Origin of the sequence: Rhodococcus sp. OAS809, assembly GCF_040546695.1 — a bacterium.
Taxonomy (GTDB): Bacteria; Actinomycetota; Actinomycetes; order Mycobacteriales; family Mycobacteriaceae; genus Rhodococcus_F; species Rhodococcus_F qingshengii.
Genome location: NZ_JBEPOI010000002.1, coordinates 2,213,159 through 2,234,963, shown reverse-complemented (window position 1 = coordinate 2,234,963; position 21,805 = coordinate 2,213,159). Strand labels below are relative to the sequence as shown.

General features: G+C 63.3%; 23 protein-coding genes. 12 read left to right on the top strand and 11 right to left on the bottom strand.

Annotated features, from left to right (window positions below):
* Positions 1-112: 112 nt before the first annotated feature.
* A complete protein-coding gene (locus ABIE52_RS13350) occupies positions 113-1,774 on the top strand; it encodes a MinD/ParA family ATP-binding protein (protein WP_118606343.1) in 1,662 nt (553 codons plus the stop codon).
* A 25-nt stretch (positions 1,775-1,799) separates the two neighbouring features.
* Here the strand turns inward: ABIE52_RS13350 and ABIE52_RS13345 are convergent, their stop codons facing one another.
* Both ABIE52_RS13345 and ABIE52_RS13340 read right to left on the bottom strand, forming a co-directional pair.
* Positions 1,800-2,006: a hypothetical protein gene (locus ABIE52_RS13345; RefSeq protein ID WP_003941996.1), complete on the bottom strand. Its 207-nt coding sequence runs from the start codon at positions 2,004-2,006 to the stop codon at positions 1,800-1,802.
* A 165-nt stretch (positions 2,007-2,171) separates the two neighbouring features.
* On the bottom strand, positions 2,172-2,384 hold the full coding sequence (locus ABIE52_RS13340) for a BldC family transcriptional regulator (RefSeq protein ID WP_003942029.1): 213 nt from the start codon (positions 2,382-2,384) through the stop codon (positions 2,172-2,174).
* A 291-nt stretch (positions 2,385-2,675) separates the two neighbouring features.
* Between ABIE52_RS13340 and ABIE52_RS13335 the strand changes: the two genes are divergently transcribed.
* Both ABIE52_RS13335 and cds1 read left to right on the top strand, forming a co-directional pair.
* Positions 2,676-3,062 carry a DUF4229 domain-containing protein gene (locus tag ABIE52_RS13335; protein WP_030535490.1) on the top strand — a complete coding sequence of 129 codons (387 nt, stop codon included), beginning with the start codon at positions 2,676-2,678 and terminating at the stop codon, positions 3,060-3,062.
* A complete protein-coding gene (gene cds1 / locus ABIE52_RS13330) occupies positions 3,059-4,162 on the top strand; it encodes an L-cysteine desulfhydrase Cds1 (RefSeq protein ID WP_003941980.1) in 1,104 nt (367 codons plus the stop codon). Before ABIE52_RS13335 ends, cds1 begins: the two co-directional genes overlap by 4 nt.
* On the opposite strand, the gene ABIE52_RS13325 is transcribed toward cds1, so the two are convergent.
* Positions 4,060-4,683 carry a GNAT family N-acetyltransferase gene (locus ABIE52_RS13325; RefSeq protein WP_054187825.1) on the bottom strand — a complete coding sequence of 208 codons (624 nt, stop codon included), beginning with the start codon at positions 4,681-4,683 and terminating at the stop codon, positions 4,060-4,062. The two genes, cds1 and ABIE52_RS13325, sit on opposite strands and share 103 nt — an antisense overlap.
* Before the next feature lie 122 nt (positions 4,684-4,805).
* Here ABIE52_RS13325 and ABIE52_RS13320 point away from each other — a divergent pair, with 122 nt between their 5' ends.
* The 4 genes from ABIE52_RS13320 to ABIE52_RS13305 are packed head-to-tail and all read left to right on the top strand — an operon-like array spanning position 4,806 to position 6,851.
* Positions 4,806-5,543 carry a lysophospholipid acyltransferase family protein gene (locus ABIE52_RS13320; RefSeq protein WP_065352133.1) on the top strand — a complete coding sequence of 246 codons (738 nt, stop codon included), beginning with the start codon at positions 4,806-4,808 and terminating at the stop codon, positions 5,541-5,543.
* 54 nt (positions 5,544-5,597) lie between these two features.
* Positions 5,598-5,849 (top strand): helix-turn-helix domain-containing protein, encoded by a 252-nt coding sequence (locus tag ABIE52_RS13315; RefSeq protein WP_003941869.1) that lies wholly within the window; start codon positions 5,598-5,600, stop codon positions 5,847-5,849.
* 5 nt (positions 5,850-5,854) lie between these two features.
* A complete protein-coding gene (locus ABIE52_RS13310; protein WP_192712108.1) occupies positions 5,855-6,421 on the top strand; it encodes a Clp protease N-terminal domain-containing protein in 567 nt (188 codons plus the stop codon).
* A gap of 49 nt (positions 6,422-6,470) precedes the next feature.
* On the top strand, positions 6,471-6,851 hold the full coding sequence (locus ABIE52_RS13305) for a phage holin family protein (RefSeq protein WP_003941998.1): 381 nt from the start codon (positions 6,471-6,473) through the stop codon (positions 6,849-6,851).
* Positions 6,852-6,863: 12 nt separating this feature from the next.
* On the opposite strand, the gene ABIE52_RS13300 is transcribed toward ABIE52_RS13305, so the two are convergent.
* Complete coding sequence (locus tag ABIE52_RS13300; protein ID WP_019744341.1) at positions 6,864-7,733, bottom strand: 1,4-dihydroxy-2-naphthoate polyprenyltransferase; 870 nt, start codon at positions 7,731-7,733, stop codon at positions 6,864-6,866.
* Between the two features lie 49 nt (positions 7,734-7,782).
* On the opposite strand from ABIE52_RS13300, the gene ABIE52_RS13295 reads away from it, so the two are divergent.
* Entirely contained in the window at positions 7,783-11,031 is a 3,249-nt protein-coding gene (locus ABIE52_RS13295; RefSeq protein ID WP_192712109.1) for an AfsR/SARP family transcriptional regulator, read from the top strand.
* Positions 11,032-11,052: 21 nt separating this feature from the next.
* Here the strand turns inward: ABIE52_RS13295 and ABIE52_RS13290 are convergent, their stop codons facing one another.
* The 7 genes from ABIE52_RS13290 to ABIE52_RS13260 form a co-directional block, all read right to left on the bottom strand.
* Positions 11,053-11,880 (bottom strand): ABC transporter permease, encoded by an 828-nt coding sequence (locus tag ABIE52_RS13290; protein ID WP_003941848.1) that lies wholly within the window; start codon positions 11,878-11,880, stop codon positions 11,053-11,055.
* On the bottom strand, positions 11,877-12,884 hold the full coding sequence (locus ABIE52_RS13285) for an ATP-binding cassette domain-containing protein (RefSeq protein ID WP_192712110.1): 1,008 nt from the start codon (positions 12,882-12,884) through the stop codon (positions 11,877-11,879). The genes ABIE52_RS13290 and ABIE52_RS13285 overlap by 4 nt, the downstream gene beginning before the upstream one ends.
* An 88-nt stretch (positions 12,885-12,972) precedes the next feature.
* On the bottom strand, positions 12,973-14,112 hold the full coding sequence (gene menE / locus ABIE52_RS13280; protein ID WP_192712111.1) for an o-succinylbenzoate--CoA ligase: 1,140 nt from the start codon (positions 14,110-14,112) through the stop codon (positions 12,973-12,975).
* A complete protein-coding gene (locus ABIE52_RS13275; protein WP_003941976.1) occupies positions 14,109-14,411 on the bottom strand; it encodes a DUF3349 domain-containing protein in 303 nt (100 codons plus the stop codon). Before ABIE52_RS13275 ends, menE begins: the two co-directional genes overlap by 4 nt.
* Positions 14,412-14,415: 4 nt before the next feature.
* Positions 14,416-14,751, bottom strand: a complete 336-nt coding sequence (locus ABIE52_RS13270; protein ID WP_003941853.1) for a DUF3349 domain-containing protein — start codon at positions 14,749-14,751, stop codon at positions 14,416-14,418.
* A gap of 54 nt (positions 14,752-14,805) precedes the next feature.
* The gene (locus ABIE52_RS13265; RefSeq protein WP_003942079.1) at positions 14,806-15,069 is read right to left on the bottom strand and encodes a hypothetical protein; all 264 of its coding nucleotides are present in this window, start codon (positions 15,067-15,069) and stop codon (positions 14,806-14,808) included.
* Between the two features lie 15 nt (positions 15,070-15,084).
* Complete coding sequence (locus ABIE52_RS13260; RefSeq protein WP_007728486.1) at positions 15,085-16,284, bottom strand: inorganic phosphate transporter; 1,200 nt, start codon at positions 16,282-16,284, stop codon at positions 15,085-15,087.
* Positions 16,285-16,568: 284 nt separating this feature from the next.
* Here ABIE52_RS13260 and ABIE52_RS13255 point away from each other — a divergent pair, with 284 nt between their 5' ends.
* From ABIE52_RS13255 to ABIE52_RS13240, 4 genes are read left to right on the top strand one after another with little or no spacing between them, the layout of a single operon-like run.
* Positions 16,569-17,993, top strand: a complete 1,425-nt coding sequence (locus ABIE52_RS13255) for an ABC transporter substrate-binding protein (protein ID WP_003942040.1) — start codon at positions 16,569-16,571, stop codon at positions 17,991-17,993.
* Between the two features lie 60 nt (positions 17,994-18,053).
* Positions 18,054-20,312: an ABC transporter permease gene (locus ABIE52_RS13250; protein WP_058227491.1), complete on the top strand. Its 2,259-nt coding sequence runs from the start codon at positions 18,054-18,056 to the stop codon at positions 20,310-20,312.
* Entirely contained in the window at positions 20,305-21,048 is a 744-nt protein-coding gene (locus tag ABIE52_RS13245) for an ABC transporter ATP-binding protein (RefSeq protein ID WP_007728482.1), read from the top strand. The genes ABIE52_RS13250 and ABIE52_RS13245 overlap by 8 nt, the downstream gene beginning before the upstream one ends.
* On the top strand, positions 21,045-21,803 hold the full coding sequence (locus ABIE52_RS13240; RefSeq protein ID WP_354541493.1) for an ABC transporter ATP-binding protein: 759 nt from the start codon (positions 21,045-21,047) through the stop codon (positions 21,801-21,803). Before ABIE52_RS13245 ends, ABIE52_RS13240 begins: the two co-directional genes overlap by 4 nt.
* Positions 21,804-21,805: the final 2 nt, after the last annotated feature.

The window sequence follows — 21,805 nt, the reverse complement described above, 5'->3', positions numbered from 1 at the left end:
CGGTCTGTAGGTATTACCGGTAGGTACGTCAGGGGCGGGCAACAGTTACGATGCAGCTTGGCGAATTACTAGCTGTCTGGTAGCTGTGGGATCGACGAGGGGGAGCGGCGAGATGGCCGACAAGATTGAAGACGCCGGAGCAGGATTGTGGGAGCCGGTGCGCCCTGCCGAGCCGACGCGGCGCGAGCCGCGCGCATCCGCGCCCGAGCCGTCATCGGACTCGGTTCCCAGCGACGTTCGTAGTCTCTTCGTGGCCCCGGTCGACTCCGGGCCGCTCCAGCAAGTCGCCGGCCAGGCGCCCAGTGCACCCGCCGCTCCGCCGCCGACGACGACCCCAGCGGCTCCGGTACCAGGTCCCAAGACTCCGGTCATCCAGTATCCGGCAGCGCAGCCAGGCCCGATCAACGGCCAGTTCTCGACCTCGCCTGCGATGCCGATGCAGACCTACGAACCTACGAATCGTGGAGGGTCGCTTCCGGATTCACGAACTGGCGTTCCGCAGCCTGTTCAGAATTCGCAGCCTGTTCGGAACTCGCAGCCTGTTCAGAACCTGCATCCTGTTCAGAATTCGCAGCCCGGCCCGACGGCGCATTCATCCGCGAGACCGCTCCAGCAACCGCAGGCACCTTTTTCGCCCGGCGTCCATCCGCCCAATCCCGCGATTCGGCAGTTCGGTCATCCCGGCGCTGCGCCGGTGCAGAACGGCCACACCCTCCAGAATGGTCAGGCCGTGCCGATGGCCCCGCCGACAGTGCCACCTACTCGCGCTCCGATGCCGCAGACCGGACTCACCTCGGCTCCGGACAGTCGCTTCGAGTCCGCTCTCCCGATGACTGCGCAAGATCTCTCGGCTGCGCTCCTCGTCAAGCGGCCTGTCCGGCCTGCGCCGGTGGGCGGCTGGCGCAAGGCGCTGTACACGTTGTCCGGCCGATCGGTGAACCTCGGAAACGGTGCAAAGGAGCAGCACCTCGTCGAGTTGACGCGCCAGATCAACCAGCCGCTGCAGGGCTGCTACAAGGTTGCGGTGCTCAGTCTCAAAGGCGGCGTCGGAAAGACCACGACCACAGCGACACTGGGGTCGATGTTCGGCTCGATCCGCGGCGATCGCGTCGTCGCTGTCGATGCAAACCCCGACCGGGGAACGCTGAGCCAGAAGATCCCGCTCGAAACTCCGGCAACAGTGCGAAACCTGCTGCGCGACGAGAACAGCATCGAGAAGTACAGCGACGTCCGTGGCTACACATCGCAAAATCGACACCGGCTCGAAGTGCTTGCCTCCGACAGCGATCCAGCAGTTTCAGAGGCCTTCAGCGGTGGGGACTACACGCGCACGGTCGACATGCTCGAGAAGTTCTACAGCATAGTTCTGACCGATTGCGGCACCGGATTGATGCACTCGGCGATGCAGGCCATTCTCGAAGGTGCAGATTCGTTGATCGTCGTCAGTTCCGGTTCCGTCGACGGTGCACGTAGCGCCTCCGCAACACTTGACTGGCTCGACGCTCACGGTTACAGCAGGCTGGTCGCCACGTCCGTGGCTGTCATCAACGCGGTACGGCCTCGCTCGGGCAAGGTTGATCTGCCGCGGGTCGTCGAGCACTTCGAGCAGCGCTGTCGAGCGGTGAAACTGATTCCGTTCGATCCGCATTTGGAAGAGGGCGCCGAAATCGATCTGGACCGGCTGCGTCCAGGTACTCGGGAAGCGGTGCTGGAGTTGGCTGCGGTGGTTGCGCAGGACTTTCCGGCCTCCCCGTTCGCGTTGACGGGGCGGTAATCGGATAGCCGGGCGAGCCCGGACGCTACGTCGACGCGTCAGTCGGCGGTACGTCCGGACCTTCCGTGCGCTTGCGTCGTGTTTGCTGGTTCACATTCCACAGGAATTCGGGATCGTCATCCGGCCCGCGTACACCGCTCACCGGGGTGCGCGTCGACGGATCGGGCCCGAATGCCTTCCACATCAGAACGATCAATGTCACCAAACCCACCAACGCCAACAGATACAACACGGCGCACCTCCTCAGGGAACTGAAGTCGAGCCTACTCAGTCTCCGCCCCGCTTCACCAGAAGTGGTGCGGACAAGCGTTTCGGCTCAGTGCGCTAGTGCTGTATCTGTCGGGTACTGCAAGATCTGTCGGGTACCGCAAAGTGCTTCGAAGTGAGCTGAAGTTGCTCAGTTGTTGTCTGCTTCGGTGGTCAGCGAGCGCAGAAGCTGCATGACCTCGGTCTCACGGAATCGACGATGTCCTCCTGGCGTGCGAAGCGAGCCCAGTCGTCCTGCGTGTGCCCAGCGGGTCACGGTCTTGGGATCGACATGAAACAATGCCGCTACCTGTCCGGGCGTCATGAGTGCGTCTGCGGCGGTATTGAAGGTTGGTGCGCTCATTGTGAGGTCCTCCATGTTGATGTCGAACGTTTGACGAACAGTGATTCCGAACCGAGCAGTGATTCCGAACTTTGGTTCCGAACCGGTGTGTCGACCAGTTGCCAAAAACCTGCGTCGAGTTTGTTTCGAAGTCCTTCGCTCACATTCGACCGTTTTCTGAGTGGTAGCGCAATGTTTGCACAGATATAGCCGGGTAGTCGATCTTTCAAGAAAAAGTAATGTTTAAGTAAAGGACAAAATGGATATAGCGGGCTCGGTCCCACCCGTATTCGGAATGGGTAACCTGAGAGGGTGAGTCAGTTGTCTGAAAACCCCGAAAATGTTCCTTCTGAGCCGGTCAAGGCCAGTAAACCTTCCGCAAACTCTGGGCAAGCAAAGTCGGCTTCCGGGCCGGTGACCAAGGGTCAACTAGCCCGCGATGTGGTGCTGTACTCGGTCGCTCGGCTGCTGCTTGTCGTCGTGATCGGTGCCGTCATCATCGGTGGCGGAAAGCTCGCCGGCACGGACGTTCCCTTGATCGTCGCGGCGCTGTTCGCAGTTCTGATCGCGCTGCCGCTGTCGTTGCTGCTCTTCGCGAAACTGCGCAAGCGTGTCAATGCGGGCATTGCGGCGGTCGACGCCCAGCGTCGGTCCGATCGTGACGATCTTCGCTCCAAGCTGCGCGGAGACGGGCGGTGACCACGGGGTCGCTCGACGTCGACCGTCGGACCTCACGCCAGTGGGTCGACAACGCGGTGCGGTTGATCGAAGCCGACGCGCAACGCAGCGCGGACACTCACCTGCTGCGCTATCCGCTGCCGAGTAACTGGACCGTCCAGCTTTATCTGAAGGACGAGTCGACCCACATCACGGGGAGTCTCAAGCATCGACTCGCACGGTCGCTTTTCCTCTACGCGATCTGCAACGGCTGGGTTACCGAAGAGACCACTGTCATCGAAGCGTCGTCCGGATCGACGGCTGTCAGCGAGGCGTATTTCGCGAAGTTGCTGGGCCTGGATTTTGTCGCGGTGATGCCCGCGAGCACGAGTCCCGCCAAGATCGCGTTGATCGAGGCGCAGGGGGGACGTTGTCATTTCGTGAGCGATCCGTCGTCGATCTACTCGGAATCGCATCGGCTCGCGAGTGAGTTGAACGGTCACTACATGGACCAGTTCACCCACGCCGAGCGCGCGACGGATTGGCGAGGAAACAACAACATCGCCGAATCGATCTTCACTCAGCTCGAACACGAGGAACATCCGATTCCCGACTGGGTGGTCGTCGGAGCCGGGACGGGCGGAACCGGTGCCACGATCGGCCGCTTTCTTCGTTACCGGAAATTCGACACGGGGCTGTGCGTGGTGGACCCGGAGCACTCCGTGTTTTTCGACGCGTGGCGAGCGAGCGATCCGTCGATCGTCGGTACTCGAGGTTCCCGGATCGAGGGCATCGGCCGTCCGCGCGTCGAACCGTCTTTTGTCGGTCAGGTGGTCGACCGAATGATCAAGGTGCCGGACGCAGGCTCGATCGCGGCTGCCCGGCATGCCAGCGCAGCCCTGGGGCGCAAAGTGGGCGGCTCGACGGGGACGAACCTGTGGGGAGCTTTTGCGTTGATTGCCGAAATGATGGCGGCCGGGCGCAGCGGCAGCGTCGTCACCCTCCTGTGCGACGGCGGAGAGCGTTACTCAGGCACGTATTACAACGACGAATGGGTGGCTTCGGAAGGGATCGACCTGCTCGGCCCGACGACAGTGCTGGACGAGTTCGTCCGTTCGGGTGCGTGGACGGCCAGTTCCTGAATCGCCGGCGCTGGACCGTGTGACGGGCGGCTCATCGTCACGCGCGGCCAGGCGTCCAACCCGGACGACTGCTCGTCCGTTCTGATGCGTATCAGGCCGGGGGAGAGCGTGTTCTCGGCCAGGCGCACGAACCCGAGGCGCTCGTAGTACGGCGCGTTCCACGGAACGTCGACGAACGTCGTCAGAGTCACGAGATCGTGGTGATGGTCCGCCGCCCATTCGGTGACGGCGTCGATCAGCTGGGCTCCGAGGCCTTTCCGGGCATGATCGGGGTGAACGGAGACCTGCTCGATATGCGCGCCGCCGTCCACGATCTCGACGAGTGCGTACGCAACGGGTACGTCGTTCGCGTCGGTCTGAACCCAGATGTGCTCGGCTGCGAGAAAATCGTTCAACTCGTCGAGCGTCGGCGGTGGATCGTCTGCGATGGCGTCCATCCCGATGTCTCGGAACGGTTCGCCCGCGGCGATCTCGATCTGTTGCAGTGCGGGTAGGTCGGTGGATATGGCCGAGCGGATCACAGAAACCGTTTTACCTCGAGAAGTGCGTTTCTCCCAGCGCTACGCCTTCTGTAACGCAAACCTACGCAACCGTAGGTTGTGTATCGTTTGGTCAAGGGGCACTTCTCCAGCGAGGGCGGATCATGGGCAATCCTGAAGTTTCACTCGACAATTACGAGGCTGTGTACGAGTACTACCGCAGTCATCAGCAGAACCGATTCGTGGCGAAGCTCGCTTATGCCGCATTGGCGCTGAAGTACCGCCCGCGAGTGAGGTACGCGCCGGGTGCGGAAGGTGCGCTGAAGACTCTGCTGGAACGTAAGACGCAGTTGGTCGTGGCAGTCAATCATCTGACCGAGAGCGACCAGTTCACGCTCGCCGCGACCGCGTGGCGTACTCCGTTGCGTCGAGTGATCGGACGGACCCGGGTCCTCGCCAAAGACGAACTCTTCGTTGATCCTTCACAGCGCAAGAAGGTCGACATGATGGGCAGCATCCCGGTTTTTCGCAGCAAGAACTACGGCCTCCGTGCAGTTTCGGATGCCGGCCGAGTGATGATGGACGTCGCGGCCGAGCGGCTGGGCAACGGGGACTGTCTGGCGATTTTCCCGGAAGGGACGTGCAACACCGAAGATCCGACGCGGCTGCAGCACGTCAACAGCGGAATCGGCCACATCGTCGCGCGCGCCGAGAAGTTGGGATGCTCACCGGCACTGGTGTCGATCGGCATCAATTACGGTCCAGTGGCCGGCGACGTCAAGGCTGCGAGTGTCTTTGTCGGAATGCCGGTGACCGAACTTCCGGACAAGCCGATGGATATCGCCCGAACTGTGCAGGCCGACTTGCAGGTGGCAGTGGACGGGGCCGTCGCCGGGTACTAGGCGCGCCTGTCAATTTTGGTTGACAAATTCCGGTTGTCAACCTAAATTGACAACATGACCGAAGCAACCTCTCTCGCTGCTGCCGCCGGTAGCCCGGATCCCACCGAGGGATTGCGTGCTGTTCGAGCGCTGCGTCGTCTTCTCGAAAAACTCGAGGCCATTCAGGTCGCCAATGCGCGCCGTCACGGATGGTCCTGGCAGGCGATCGCGGAAGCTCTCGAGGTCAGCCGTCAAGCCGTCCACAAGAAATACGCGTCCGCGCAGTCGGAATCGATGCTGCGTTCACTGCGCGAGAAGGGCAGGTAATTGCCATGTTCGAAAGGTTCTCCGCACAGGCTCGAAGCGTCGTTGTCGATGCTGTCGCCGGCTCCGGTCCTGTCACGCCGATGGAACTTCTGACCGCGCTGATCACCTCTGATCGGGGCATCGCCACCGAGGTGCTCACCGAGTCTGGTGTCACGCTCGACGTGATCCGCCACGCCGGCGCCGGATCGAACGAAGGTAGCTCCAACAATTTCGACGACGACGCCGAGATACTCAAGTCGATCGGCATCGATCTCGATGCGGTTCGGGAGAGTCTCGAGCAGTCCTTCGGCGAAGGTGTGCTGGACGAGACTCCTGTGCCGGACGGCGTCGACACTTCTCGCAAGAGCCGATTCGGGTTCCCTCGTTCACGATTCGAGAAGGACTCCAAGAAGGTGTTGGAACTCTCGCTCCGTGAAGCGCTCGCGCACAAGGACAATCGCATCGGCGCCGAACACATCCTGCTCGGCATCCTGCGTGTCGCCGACGGGCCTACCCGTCAGGCCCTCGAAACGCAGGTCACGATGTCGGTGATCCGTGAGCGCTTGGAAGCGAAGATGAATCGCGCCGCCTAGATTCGGCACGGCTCCGCATGCACGGGGCGGGATGTGCCAGCATTCAGACATGACATTTCTGGCACGTCTCATCATCAACGGCATAGCCATCTGGCTGGCGTCGGCGTGGGTCACCGGCATCACGATCGCCAACCACGACAACGGCACCTGGGGCACGGTTCTCGTGATCGCGGTGATCGCTTTGATCTTCACGGTGGTCAACGCGTTCATCAAGCCGGTAGTGCAGCTTCTCTCGCTACCGCTGCTCATCCTGACTCTCGGATTGTTCACGCTCGTGATCAACGCCCTCATGCTGATGCTGACGGCGTGGATCTCGTCTGGAACGTCCTACGGCTTGACGGTCGACGGCTTCTGGACGGCAGTCTGGGGCGCGCTGATCATCTCGATCGTGAACTTCCTGCTCAGCGCGTTCGTCCCGGACAACCGTTGAGTCCGTCGACTTTCAGGCGAGACTGAGCGCAACTGCGGTCGCGGCACCCCAGACGAGCATGGCGAGTCCGGTGTCGCGCAACGCGGGGATCAGGGCCATACCCTGCCCGCCCGAACGCAGTGGGGCGTTGGCTCGGATTGCCAGTGGCAACGCCAGCAATCCGAGCAATGCCCACGGAGTGCGCAGGATCAGCAGCAGGGTCGCGACGAACGGGACGGCCAGCAGGATCACGTGCAGTGTGCGGGTCTTGGCGTCGCCGAGCCGGACTGCGAGAGTGATCTTTCCGGACTCGGTGTCGGTCGGGATGTCTCGAAGATTGTTGGCAACGAGCACCGCGCTCGAGAACGAACCGATGGCGATCGCGCCGGCCAGCCCGGCCAGATCCACCCGTTCGGCCTGTACGAACTGAGTTCCCAGCACTGCAATCAGTCCGAAGAAGATGAACACGGCGATCTCGCCGAACCCGCTGTATCCGTACGGCTTCTTGCCGCCGGTGTAGAACCAGGCACCGATGATGCAGAACACGCCGACCGCAACCAGCCACCAGGCTGTGGTCGCCGCCAGAACGAACCCGGCTACCGCGGCAACGGTGAAGCAGCTGATCGCCGCGGCCTTCACGGCTCCGGGACTGACCAACTTCGATCCGACCAAGCGCAGTGGCCCGACGCGGTCGTCGTCCGTTCCGCGGATTCCGTCGGAGTAGTCGTTCGCGAAATTCACCCCGACGATCAAGGCCAAGGAGACGATCAGTGCCAGGAGCGCCTTCCACCACACTGCGAGGTCCAGGGACGCCGCGGCTCCGGTGCCGACCAGCACGGGCGCAATCGCGTTCGGGAGTGTGCGCGGCCTCGCGCCTTCGATCCATTGAGCAGCTGTTGCCATACAACGATCTTTGCACTGTGCAATACGATCGAACGCGGTGGATCAGCACATGACTCGAGACGTGAGTGAGCGCGCCAGGTACGCGCAGTCGGGCGAAGACCTGGCAGACATTGCCTTGCTCGGACCCGTTTCGACCAAAGTGGGCGGTCGTCTGGTTCCGTTGCCGGGTCCGCGAGCTCGAACTCTGCTGGTTGCGCTGGCTCGCAATCCGGGTGAGCCACGTACCGCGCAGAGCCTGATCGACGACGTCTGGGGGCTGGAGCCGCCGCGCTCACCGATGAACGCCCTCCACACTCAGGTCTCGCGCCTGCGATCTGCACTCCCGGACGGGGCCCTCGAAGTCACGGCGGCCGGATACCGGCTCACTCTCGCTCGGGAGCGTGTCGACCTGGCCAGGGCAGCGGACGCCGCCCGTGGTCTGCGCACCGTCGGCGCCGAAGCGTCCGAAGCGCTCGCCGTCACGACCGCGTCATTGCGCCTGTGGCGCGGTACCCCCGGGAGTGACGTCGTCGGCGACGTTGCAGATCGTCTGGCGCTCGACGCAGGCCGGGTGTACGACGAACTGGAGACGGCGCAGATCGACGCGTTGCTCACATTGGGGGAGTACGCGGCAGCCATTCCCCTGGTGCGCGGACGCCATCTGGCGAGCCCATTCGACGACACAGCGGCCGAGGCGTTGATGCGTGCGCTCGCCGGAGCAGGCCGAGTCAACGAGGCACTCGAAGTGTTCGCGGAGTTCCGCAACCACCTCGCCAATCGCCTGGGCGCTGATCCGTCACCCGCACTGGTGACTCTCAACGCGGAACTTCTCGGGGCACCTGCGGCTACACCGCGGGCCGCGCGTGCGATCGGTCTCCGCGCTGCCCCCAACACCTTGCTCGGTCGCGACAACGACATCGACCAGATCGAATCCTTGCTCGCCCGCTCGCGCGTCGTCACCATTCTCGGACCTGGTGGCGCCGGAAAGACCCGTCTCGCACACGAATTGGGCCTGCGCGGATCCGTGAATCAGCCGGGCGTCTCGGTGGTCCTCGTGGAGTTGGCGTCGTTGCGCAGCAGCGAAGATGTCATCGCGGCCATCGGAGGCACCCTCGGAATCAGCGAATCCGATCTGGCGCCAGGCAAATTGACCGTCGGCCGAACGCATTCGGCGAGAGAGCGACTCAAAGAGGCGCTGTCCGCCGGTCCGATGTTGCTCATCCTCGACAATTGTGAGCACGTGATCGGCGCGTGTTCGGAGATCGTGGCCGAGATGATCGCGGCCGGTCGTCAGCTGACGGTTCTGACCACCAGTCGTTCTCCGCTCATGATCAGTGCCGAGGCGGTGTACCCGTTGCCGCCGTTGGCGATCGAAGACGGAACCGGCTCGGCAGTCGAACTCTTCTCGGCGAGAGCCCGTGCGGTGCGGCCGTCTGTTCATCTGGACGTCGACGCGGTAGTCAAGCTGTGTACGACGCTCGACGGACTCCCGCTGGCGATCGAGCTCGCTGCCGCGCGGGTCCGCACCATGAGCGTCGACGAAATCGGTTCGAGACTGCGAGACAGGTTCGCGTTGTTGCGCTCCGATGATCCGACGTCTCCGGATCGGCATCGCACCCTGCACGCGGTGATCGACTGGAGCTGGAATCTGTTGGGCAGCGGGGATCAGATTGCGCTGCGTCGATTGTGCCGATTCCCGGCCGGCTTCACCCTTTCTTCGGCGCAGGCCGTTGCCGGGTGGGGCGAGTTGACCGATGTGGCAAGCGCCGTCGAAGCGCTGGTGAATCAGTCACTTCTATCCGTCAGCGACGGGCAGGGAGATCTTCGGTACTACATGCTCGAGACTGTCCGTGAATACGGCGAGGAGCAACTCGCCGCGTCCGGGGAGGGACCGGAAGTGATTCGGCGCCTCGACGACTGGGCGATTGCGATCGCCGAGGATGCCGTCGTGCGTGCACGGACGGATCAGCTCCGTCTGATTGCCGACCTCGATGCCGAGCACGACAACCTTCTGGCTGTACTTCGCTGGGCCGTGGAACGCGGCGACGCGGTGACCGTAGCCAATGTCTTCCCCGTCCTTGCGATTCTGTGGGCCGTACGAGGATCGAACTCGGAAATATCGAACTGGGCGTCGAAGATCGTCGGGGCGACCGCGGACAACGATCTGCGCGACGTGAATGCAGAACTGGTGGGCGCTACGTTCATCCTGGTGGCGATGCATCTCTTCTTCGGAGAGGCCGATCGAAACCATGCCCGTGCGCGGATCCGACTTCGAAAGCTGTTGCGTGAGCGCGATGATCTCGGTCCGTTGTTCGCATTTCTGATCAAGCTGGCCACGAGTGGGATCGCCAACCACAAACTTGCGCGGTTGGTGGCCGAAGGCGTTCGCAGTTCCGATCCCGAGACCCGAATGGCGGCGCTGTCCGCGCGTTCGAACATGCGGGAGAACATCGGAGATCTGCGCGGTGCGTTGCTGGACGGGGAGACTCTGTTCGACTACGCCACCAGCATCGGTGACGAGTGGGGTCTGGCGATGGCGGCCCAACATGTCGGGTCGGTTCACAGCCAATCCGCCCGCTATGGCGAGGCCATCGAGTTCTACGCGATCGCGGCGGCGTCGATGGAACGCCTCGGTGCGCGTGACGAGGCGATGCAGCTCATCTGCTTTCAAGCCGGAGCAATGATCGCGGCCGGTGACACCGCTGGTGGTCGGGTGCTTCTCGATCGTGCACGTCCGGCATTGGCGCATTCGGGTGGGACCGGGGCCATCGAAACCGATCAACGGCGCGCGGCGCTCATAGCGAGTATCGCCGAGGCGGATCTCGCGGACGGCCGTATCGACGAGGGCTTGGCTCGGTATCGAGAAGCGCTGGAGCTGTTGGGTTCTGCGATCGAGAACATCTTCGGTGATCCCTTCGTCGTTCTGCTCGGTGCCGCGGCTGTGTGCGCTCACGCAGTTCACGGCCGGCACGAACTGGTGGCGGGCCGCGTTCTGCAGATGAAGGAGTCGAGTGCTCTCAAGCTCGATCCCAACGGTTACGCGGACCTGCCGCTCGCGGGTTCGTTGGCGTCGGCGATCGGGTCGTTCGATCTTGTCACGGGCAACATCGAACGCGGAGTCGAACTGATGGCTTTGTCGTTGAAAATGCCGGGGAGACAAGACTTCGTCTCGCTCCATCACGCGCGCCTCTCCGACTTCGCGGTTGGTCTGGTCGGAGCCGACAGGTGGTCTGTGGAAACCGAGAAGGTATCGGGTTACTCACGCAGAGCGGTCCGCGAAGCAGTGTTGGCTGCGCTTCGCGGACCGGTGCTGGACTAGGTCTGGACGATGGTGCGGGACTTATGTCTTGCGCATGTACATCCGCACGGTCAAAGGTGCCATGACGGCAACGATCACCGCGGCGCCCACCAGCGACCACACGACGTGGATACCGAAGTGGCCGTCGTTGGCCAGCTCGCGAACCGCGGTCACCAGGTGTGAGACCGGATTGACGTTCACGAACTTCTGAAGCCAACTCGGCATGGTGGCAGGATCGACGAACGCATTCGACAGGAACGTCAGCGGGAACAGCACGAGCATCGAAACACCCTGCACCGTGGACGCTTTGTTCATCAGCACGCCCATGAGAGCGAAGATCCAGCTGATGGAGAACGCGCACACCATGACCAGGATCGCGGCAGACAGAATGCCGACCACGCCGCCTGCGGGGCGGTAACCCATCGCGAAACCGACGATGAACGTGATGGTCGTGGCGATGCCGTAGCGCACGACGTCGGCGAGCAATGCACCGGACAGCGGGGCGATACGAGCGATGGGAAGGGACTTGAAGCGGTCGAACACGCCCTTGTCCATGTCCTCACGAAGCTGAGTGCCCGTGACGATGGAACCGGTGATGACGGTCTGGACGAGGATGCCGGGGATGATCGTCGGCAGATATGCCGTCACGTCACCGGCGATCGCGCCGCCGAAGATGTAGGTGAACATCAACGTGAAGATGATCGGCTGGATGACGACGTCGAACAGTTGCTCGGGGTTGTGCTTGATCTTGAGAATTCCGCGGTACGCCATCGTGAACGTGTTCGCGAAGCTCTGCTGCAGGCTGATGCGGCGGGGTGCGGCATCCGGCTGGGCTATCGGCGACCGGGGTTTGGTGAGAGTGGTTGTCATGCGACGCTCCGATCGGAGTCGTTGTCGGACTGGGCGTCGTTGCGACCAGTGTCTTCGGGCTGGTGCCCGGTGATGGTCAGGAACACTTCGTCCAGGCTGGGTTTCTGTACGTTGATTTCGTCGACGGCGATACCTTGCTCACGCAGACGGATCAACAGGTCCGCCGTGATCGACGGGTCGCTCAGCGGGGCGGTGATCCGCCCGACCTCGGGAGTGACACCCACCTCGACGCTCAGCGCAGCGGCGATGAGCGAGCGAGCCTCCTCGGTGCGATCACGATCGACCAGCTTGAGTTGGAGCGAGGAGATCCCGACCGAAGCCTTGAGTTCGTCGGCGGTGCCGTTGGCGATCACGCGGCCGCGGTCGATCACCGCGATGCGATCGGCCAGTTGATCGGCTTCGTCGAGGTACTGCGTGGTGAGCAACACCGTCGAACCCTCGGCGACGAGTCGCCGGATGGTCACCCACATCTGGGCGCGGGTGCGCGGATCGAGGCCGGTGGTGGGCTCGTCGAGAAACAGCAGCGGCGGGCGCGCGATCAGGCTTGCCGCCAGATCCAGGCGTCGACGCATGCCACCGGAGAAGTTCTTCAGCGGTTTGGTCGCGGCCTCGACCAGATCGAACTCCTCGAGGAGTTCCAGGGACTTGGTGCGCGCATCGCGGCGGCTCAGGCCGAGCAGCCGCGAGAAGATCACGAGGTTCTCGGTCGCCGTCAGATCCTCGTCGACGGAGGCGTACTGACCGGTGACGCCGATCAGGGATCGGACCGCGGTGGGTTCACGGCTGACGTCGTGGCCGAAGATGCGCGCCTCACCGCCGTCGGGGCGCAGGAGAGTGGCGAGCATGCGGACGGTGGTGGTCTTGCCGGCGCCGTTCGGCCCGAGGACGCCGAACACCGAGCCGGTGGGGACGGTGAGGCTGACGCCGTCGACCGCGCGGTGCTCGCCGAACTTCTTGACGAGTCCGTCGGCCTCGATGGCAAGAGGCGAAGCTGTGTGGTTCATGGGATGAAGCTTGGCAGACCGATCTTGCATGGACCTTGCGTGGAACTTGCGGTTACTTGCACAGCGCGCGAGGTCGGTGCTGCGGCTGCTAGCTGAACCGAGCCACCAGGGCGGCGCGGTCGAGCTTGCCCGGTCCACGCAGGGGGAGCGCGTCCACGACGAAGAGTTCCCGCGGCGCCGCGGTGACGTCGAGTGTCCGCTGAGCATGTGCGCGCAGTTCGTCGAGCGTCGGAGCTTCGCCCTCTGGTACGACGACGGCCACCACCCGCTGCCCCAGCCGCGGGTCCTCGATGCCGATCACCGCGCACTCGCGAACGGCGGGGTGATCGGCCAGCGCGGCCTCGACCACCTGCGGTACGACGGTCAGCCCGCCGGTGGAGATTGCCTCGTCCAACCGGCCGGTGATGCGCAGGACTCCGTCGACCACTGATCCGGCGTCGTCGGTCCGGAACCACCCGGGCTCGGCGAAAGCGGGGTGGTCGGGAAGCCCGCGGTACCCGGACGCGAGCATCGGTCCGCCCAGCAGTACTCGCCCGTCGTCGATACGAATCTGTGCTTCGGACAACGGGATTCCGTCGTAGACGCAACCGCCGGACGTTTCGCTCATCCCGTAGGTGCGGACGACGGTGATGCCCGCTTCGGTGGCCTGCGCGAGTACCGGTGCGGGAGTAGCAGCGCCGCCGAGCAGAACCGCGTCGAGCGAAGCCAGAGCCTCGACCGCGGAGCGATCACCGAGTGCCTTGACCAACTGCGTCGGCACCAACGAGGTGTAGCGGCGCGGTCCGCTCATCGCGGCGACAGCGCCCGGCAATGCGGCAGGGTCGAAACCCGCACTGACGTCGACGATCACCGGTCGTGTTTCGGCGAGGACACTGCGCAACAGAACTTGCATCCCGGCGATGTGGTGCGGGGGGAGAACCAGCAACCAGGATCCGGTGCCGCCGAGGCGTTCATGGGTCGCGTCGCCGCTGGCTCGCAGTGCGCTCGCGGTGAGCATCGCGCCCTTCGGGGTTCCGGTGGTCCCCGACGTGGCGACCACCAGCGAGATGCCGTCGTCGATGGGCTGATCTGGGTGCAGAGCGTCGCTCAGTCGGGCCGTCTCGCGTGCGTCGGCCGCAGGGACGGGAAGCACGGCGTCGTGCACGCCGTCCAGGATCTGCGCGATGGCAGGCAGTACCTCGAAGACCGCCTCACCCTGTGGAACAGCCAGTGTGCGAAGAACGTTCACCGGACGTCCGGTCCAGCCAGCGGCCAACCACCGGCAGCCAGATGGCTTCGTACGCGGTCGACGTCGGTTTCGAGTGGCATCTCGTTGGTGATCTTCGTGATGAGGACCTGGATGTCGGTCTTCTCGATGGGTAGATCGCCGTCCTCGATCAACGCGTCGGCGACGGCGTCGACCTCGGTTTCGGAGAGTCTGCGAGTGAGGAGCGCGAAAAGTGGGATGTAGTCCTGCTCGGGGACGCCATTGGGATAGCCGGCCCGCAACCAGCCGACTATCGACGTGAGGAAGGGCGGAAGGGCCATGACGTCAGCTCACGTCTCGAACTTCGTTGTCGGTGTCCACGTCTTCGATGACCGGCCACCCACCTGCGCGCAGCCTTTCGGTGACACGATCGACGTCGTCCTCGGACGGCTCCTCGTTGAGGATTCCCTCGATGATGGCGCGGATGGTGTCGTAGTCGACGTGGCGGTCCGGCACTTCGTGTGCCGACTCGATGGACATCGAAACGACCTGCTCGATCTCCTCGTCGGTCAGACGACGACGGAGAACGGCGAGCAGCGCAAAATGATCCTTGTCCGGGATGCCCTCGGGATACCCGGCACGCAGCCAGTCGAGCACGCTGCGCAATGAATACTTGCTCAAATCCTCGGCCTCATTTTCGTTTCGGTGGTTTCAGTGGTGCGCCGCGACGACCACTCAGAAGACGTGGATTCCGAACGTGCTGGCCAAGAAGTTCTTCATCAACAACAGAATTCCGGCGAAGATCGTGACGAGCACGACCGCAAAACAGAGGTACGCACCCATTTTACCCAGGGTGGACGGTCCTTCGGTGCCGTCGGCGTTCGGCAGACTCAGCGACTTGAGGCCGAAGGCGAAGATCGCCGGCAGTCCGGCTCCGAAGAGCAGTCCGACTGCCACTACCTGCCAGAGCGAATCGAGGGTATCGGTGAGTAGATGCATTCTCTTGCGCCCCTTTCAGGAGTTGCGAGTGGGTTCGGTGGACGGAGTGGGATCAGCAGTCGGAATCTCGCGAGCCGTCGCATCCGGATTCTCGTCCCATTCGGCGGTCACGTTGGCGGCGTCTACGGGTTCCTTACGCGAACGCAGGTACATGAAGATCGCGAACGCGATGAGGGCAGCGAAGACGACGAGCACGCCGGCCAGGCCGCCGATCAGATGCGCGAGTGCCCAGCAGATGGCGCCGACCACTGCGGCCGACGGCAAGGTGATCAACCAGGCGGCGGCCATCCGGCCTGCGACGCCCCAGCGGACCTCGGCGCCCTTGCGCCCGATGCCGGTACCGAGGATCGATCCGGTGGCGACGTGGGTGGTCGAGAGGGGGAGTCCGAGGTGGCTCGACGTGAGAATGATGGCTGCGGACGACGCTTCGGCTGCCAGACCCTGCGGCGCGGCGATCTCGACAAGGCCCTTGCCCAGGGTGCGGATGATGCGCCAACCGCCCAGGTATGTGCCGAGAGCGATCGCGACGGCACAGGTGAACTTCACCCAGAACGGCATCTCGGTCTCGGCGGTGATGGTGCCGTGAGCGACCAGGGCCAAAAAGATGACGCCCATAGTCTTCTGGGCGTCATTGGTGCCGTGCGCAAGTGAGATCAATGAGGCGGTGCCGATCTGGCCGAAACGGAAACCGCGCTCACGCTCGTCTTCCTTGACGGATGCGGTGATTCGGTACACGAGCTTGGTACCGACGCCTGCGACCAGGGCCGCGACGACCGGCGCGAGGATCGCGGGGACGACGACCTTGGTCAGAACTCCACCCCACTCGACGCCGCCCATACCGATGGAGGCGATTGCGGCGCCGATCAATCCGCCGAACAGTGCGTGTGAGGAGCTCGACGGCAATCCGAGCAGCCAGGTCGCCAGATTCCAGATGATTCCGCCGACGAGACCGGCGAAGACGATCAGCAGCAGATCCTGCCCACTGACCGCACCGAGGTTGACGACGCCTTTGGCTACCGTCGCGGCGACCTCGACGGACAGGAACGCACCGACCAGGTTCAGGATCGCGGAAAGTGTGACCGCAACTTTGGGCTTGAGTGCTCCGGTCGCGATGGAGGTGGCCATTGCGTTACCGGTGTCGTGAAAACCATTCGTGAAATCGAACGCGAGGGCGGTGACAACTACCACCAGGAGGATTACGAGCTCTGCGGTCACAACGTGAATTGTGCGTATCGAACGCGTAAAAGTACAGCGAACGGGATGCGAACAGGGGCTCCGCGGAGTACGTCCCCGCGCGTGGGCTGCGGCGCTGCCGTTCGCGATGTGTTCAGCGCCACGAAATCGGAACCCTGTGTGGGACCTCACTTTTTGGTCTCACTCACCGGGAAGGCACATTCGGACCGTTTTAAACGCTGATTACCTACGGGCACCGAGCGCACCGGAACAGGGGTTTCACCCCTGTTTCTCGGTGTCTGTCAGTGAGAAGGAGAGCTCCGACCGTGAAGCCCAACAAGTCCACGAAGCTGATCGTGGCACTCGCCGCGACCGCCGTTCTGGCGTCAGCCTGCGCATCGAATCGTGGTGACGATCCCTACGCCGTCGCTGTCGGCGGACCCGGCGTCAGCGCAGACCTTGCGTCGAGCACATCCGACGCGAAGTTCGGCACCCTCGATTCGCCCTGTGGTGAAGGCGACGCCACCGGCGCAACCGATCAAGGCGTCAGCGACACCGAGATCAAAATCGGGTTCGGTGACGACCGCGGTTATGTGAAGTCTCCTGGGCTGAACAAGGAAATGAGCGATGCGGTGAACGCGCTCATCTCTTGGTGCAACGATCAGGGCGGCATCAACGGCCGCAAGGTTGTCGGTACCGACTACGACGCCGCGATGACGCAGGCCAACTCGGTCATGCAGGAAGCGTGCGCGAGCCAGTTCATGATGGTCGGCTACGGCTTCGCGATGGATCAGACCGCCGAGCAGACGCGTGTCGCGTGCAACCTGGTGTCCGTGCCAGGCTTCACCGTGTCACCCGACGCAGCCAACGGACCGATGACATTCCAGGGTGTCCCGTTCCCGGTCGACTACGCGAACGGTTCGCAGTGGTTCCAGATGGCCGAGATGCACCCCGATCTGGTGAACGACTTCGACGTCGTCAACAGCACGATGCCCACGATCATCAGCTCCACCACGAAGATTCGCTCGATCGCCGAGGCTGCGGGTTTCAAGCTCAAGGATTGCGGCGTCACACTCAACTACGAGGGCGAATCGAGCTACGTGCCGTTTGCCGAGAAGTACAAGGAGTGCGGTGCGAAGGGTATCTGGACGTCACGATCGGCAAGCCCGTCGGAGCTGAACTTCGTGAAGGCGCTCGATCAGGTCGGGATCGATCCCATCTTCTTCGGTGAAGCCACCTGGTACGGCGCGACCGTCTCCGATTGGAACAAGGACACCGGACTGCTCGACAACCTCAACGCGGGCATGACCTTCCAGATGCTCGAGAACGCGGACAAGGTGCCCGCAGTGAAGAAGTACGTGGATCTGGTCTCCGAGCAGGGTGGCAAGACCGCGCTCCTCGGTATGCAGGCGGCGTCGTCGTTCCTGCTGTGGGCGGCCGCCGCGGACGAGTGCGGTAGCGATCTGACGCGTCAGTGCATGGTGAACGAACTCTCGAACATTCACGAGTGGGACGGCGGCGGATTGCACGCCGTCACCGATCCCGGCAAGAACATGCCGGCCACCTGCGGACTCATGACCTCTCTGAAGGGCAGTACCTACGCGCAGGCGTTCCCGTCCACCGCGGGCGAATTCAAGTGTGACCCCAAGTACCTCGTCGCGACCGACAAGAGCACCTGGGGAACCGAACTCGGCGCTGACCGCGTGTCGACGAAGTACCAGAACGCCAACGTCATCAAGCCGCAGTCCTGATTCTTCCGACTCGGGCGGCGAGCGCCAACCGCCGCCCGAGTCCCTAACGAGGGTTCAGCCATGAACACTTTTGTCACTTTCACGATCCTGGGCCTGGTCCTGGGGTCGGTGTACGCGATCGCCGCCTCCGGGCTGGTACTCACGTACAACACGTCAGGAATCTTCAACTTCGCGCACGGTGCACAGGCAATGCTCGGTGCGTTCATCTACTGGCAGTTGCGCTACGGCTGGGAACTTCCCACTTTCGTCGCCTTGCTGATCTCGTTGGTCCTGGTCGGGCCACTGATGGGCCTCGGCCTCTACGTCTTGATCATGAAGGGTCTGCGCGATACCGCCGAGGTCACCAAAATCGTTGTGACGGTCTCGATCCTGCTCGGAATGCTCTCGATCTCGCACTGGTTCTGGCACCCCGAGACCGCTCGGACGATGCAGATGTTCTTCGGCGACCAGTCCAAGATCACGGTGTTCGGCGCGAGCATCCGCTACCACGAGTTGATCTGCATCCTCGTTGCGATCGCCATCGCCGTCGGCCTGCGCATCCTGTTCACGCGCACCCGCGCCGGTGTCGCGATGCGCGGCGTCGTCGACGATCCGGAACTGTTGCGCCTCAACGGCCACAATCCGGAGCGTCTTGCGGCCCTGTCCTGGGCGATGGGTTCGACGCTCGCAGTCCTGGCCGGCATCCTGATCACCCCGATCAGTGGCGGCACACTCGAGGCGAACATGTTGACACTCTTGGTGATCGACGCGTTTGCCGCGGCCATGTTCGGCCGGTTGCGCAGCATTCCGCGCACGTTCGTCGGCGCCGTGGTCCTCGGGCTTGCCGGTACGTACGTATTGGCGTACTTCCCGACGAGTTGGAGTTGGACGTCGAATTTCCGTGTCTCCCTGCCGATGATCGCGCTGTTCGTGGTGCTGATCGTGCTCCCACAGGACCGGTTGCGTGGAGCGGTCACCCGTACTCGCGAGCGTTACCACGTGCCGAGCGTGCGCAAGGCCGTCGTCTGGGGCTTGGCACTGATCGTCATCGTCTACCTGATCCGTCTGCTGATGGTGACGTCCGCCGTCACCACACTGACCATCGGAATGACTTTCGCGATCATCGCGCTCTCGCTCACACTCCTCACCGGTTACGCGGGTGAATTGAACTTGGCGCCGGTGTCTTTCGGCGCTATCGCTACCATCGTGGCCTTCCACTTCGGGATCTCCGGTTCCGGGTTGGCTGCGCACCTCAACCTGTGGGGCATCGTCGTCGGAGTCCTCGTCACCGCCGTGATCGGTGGCCTCGTCGCCCTACCGGCGCTGCGGCTGAGAGGGCTGTATCTCGCGCTGGCAACCATGGCCTTCGGAGTGTTCCTCTCCAACATGGTTCTTCGTGACACCACCGAACACGAGATGTTCGGCATGAAGTACTCGCTGTTCAAGGACGGGAACATCGCCCTCCCTCCGCTGAAGATCGGTCCGCTCGATCTGAGCAACGAGACGGTGTTCCTGATGACCGTGACCGCGCTGTTCTCGATACTCGGCGTCGGCGTCATCGCGTTGCGTAACAGCGGCTACGGGCGCCGACTCGCGGCGATGAAGGACAGCCCGGCCGGTTCGGCCATGCTCGGACAGAGCCTGGTTCGGCTCAAGCTGAGCGTCTTCATGATCTCTTCGGGGATCGCCGGTCTCGGCGGCATTCTGATGTCGAGCGCCATGGGGTCCGTCTCGGGTGAGAGCTTTGCCATCATGGTCAGCCTCTCGCTGCTCATGCTGACCGTCGTCGCGGGTATCGGATACGTCACCGGCGCCCTGTTCGGTGGACTGATGGCCGGAATCGGGTTTGCGGTCATCATGGTCTCGTTCACCAATCTGGCTTCGGCGCAACCGGAGTTGGAGGGAATGTGGCTGCTCTTCGGCAACATCGCGGCAGTCAGCCCGGCACTGATCGGCATCGGCGTCGGCGCGAACCCCAGCGGAACGGTCCACAGCGTGATCGAGGGCTACCGACGGCTCGCCGGTGCCAAGCCTGTTCTGATCGGCGGCGCCGCAGTCGTTCTGCTGACCTACGTCCTTGCTCTGACCGGTGTACTCGGCAACTGGTGGTTCGCGTCCATCACGATCGCGGTGGTGTTCATGCTGCCGGTGATCGGTGAGATGGTCATGCCCAGCGCGGTTCTCACTCCGGAGGAACTGGCCGCCAAAGCGACAGTCGTTCCCGAGGACATCGGGATCGATGTCCCTTACAGCCCCGAGATCCGTGACGAGATCGACCGCGAACTGGGGATTCCTCAGTACCAGGGTGGCTCGCCGAAGGAGTTGACCGTCCATGTCTGATACACCACTTCTCGAAACGCGCGGTGTGAGCGTTCGTTTCGGTGGACACGTCGCGGTCAAGGACGTTTCGCTCACCGTGCAACCCGGAACGGTGACGGGACTCATCGGACCGAATGGTGCGGGCAAGACGACGCTCTTCAACACCATCACCGGGCTGCAGAAACCCACGTCCGGTCAGGTGTTCCTCGGCGGCGTCGACGTGACGAAGCTACCGCCGCACAAGCGGGCAGGTCGCGGGCTTGCACGTACCTTCCAGCGGCTCGAACTGTTCGTCTCGCTCTCGGTGCGTGACAACCTGCGCGTCGCCGGAGACATCCACAAGGCGAACGGCCGCAACAAGATCGACGTGGACAGCGAGACGGATCGTCTGCTGGAGCTGACCGGGCTGACGGATGTCGCGGACAAGGACGTCGCGGACATCCCCACCGGACGCGCCCGCGTCGTCGAAGTTGCACGGGCGCTCATGACCGACCCGCGAGTGCTGCTGCTCGACGAACCGGCCTCGGGTCAGACCGAGCAGGAAACCGAGGTCTTTGCCGAGATGCTCACCGAACTTGCTGCGGGTGGACTCGGAATCTGTCTGGTGGAGCACGACATTCCGCTGGTGATGAAAGTGTGCTCGACCATCCACGTGCTCGACTACGGCGCAGTCCTCGCCTCGGGTGATCCGGAGAAGATCCGGACGGATCCGGAAGTGATCGCGGCCTACATCGGGACCGAGGAGGAGGCGGTATGACGTCAGCGAAAATTGGCGAGGCGAAAATCGACGAGGGTATACGCAGCCCCGACCGCGCCGAACCGTTGCTCGAACTGTCCGGTGTCCGCGCCGGTTACGGATCCATCGAAGTTCTGCACGGGGTGGACCTGATTCTGGAACCGGGCGCCGTGGTGGCGCTACTCGGACCCAACGGTGGCGGCAAGACGTCGACGCTCAAGATCTGCTCGGGCGTCCTTCCGGTCACCCGCGGCGAGTTCCGGCTCGCGGGCCAGGTCGTGAACGGAGTCGAGCCTTCGGAGTTGGCTCGGCTGGGGGTCTGCTCCATCCCCGAAGGACGCGGGATCTTCGCCAACCTCACTGTGCGGGAAAACCTGTGGATCGTCACCGGAACGGGCGTCGGGCTGGCCGAACTCGAAGAGGTTGCGTACGGCAGGTTCCCGATCCTGGGGGAGCGGCGCGGACAGTTGGCCGGATCGATGTCCGGTGGTGAGCAGCAGATGCTGGCGCTGTCACGGGCACTCGGCACTCACCCGACGGTGCTCCTGCTCGACGAGCTGTCGATGGGTCTCGCACCTCGAATCGTCTCGCAGATGTACGACGTCGTCGGCTCGCTTGCAGCCGAAGGCATTTCCATTCTCGTCGCCGAGCAGTTCGCGCGAGCGGTGCTGCCCATCGCGACCTCGGCCGCACTGATGTTGCAGGGACGCGTCGTCAAGACCGGCGATCCACACGACATCGAAAACGAACTTTCTACCAGTTATCTAGGAGGATGACG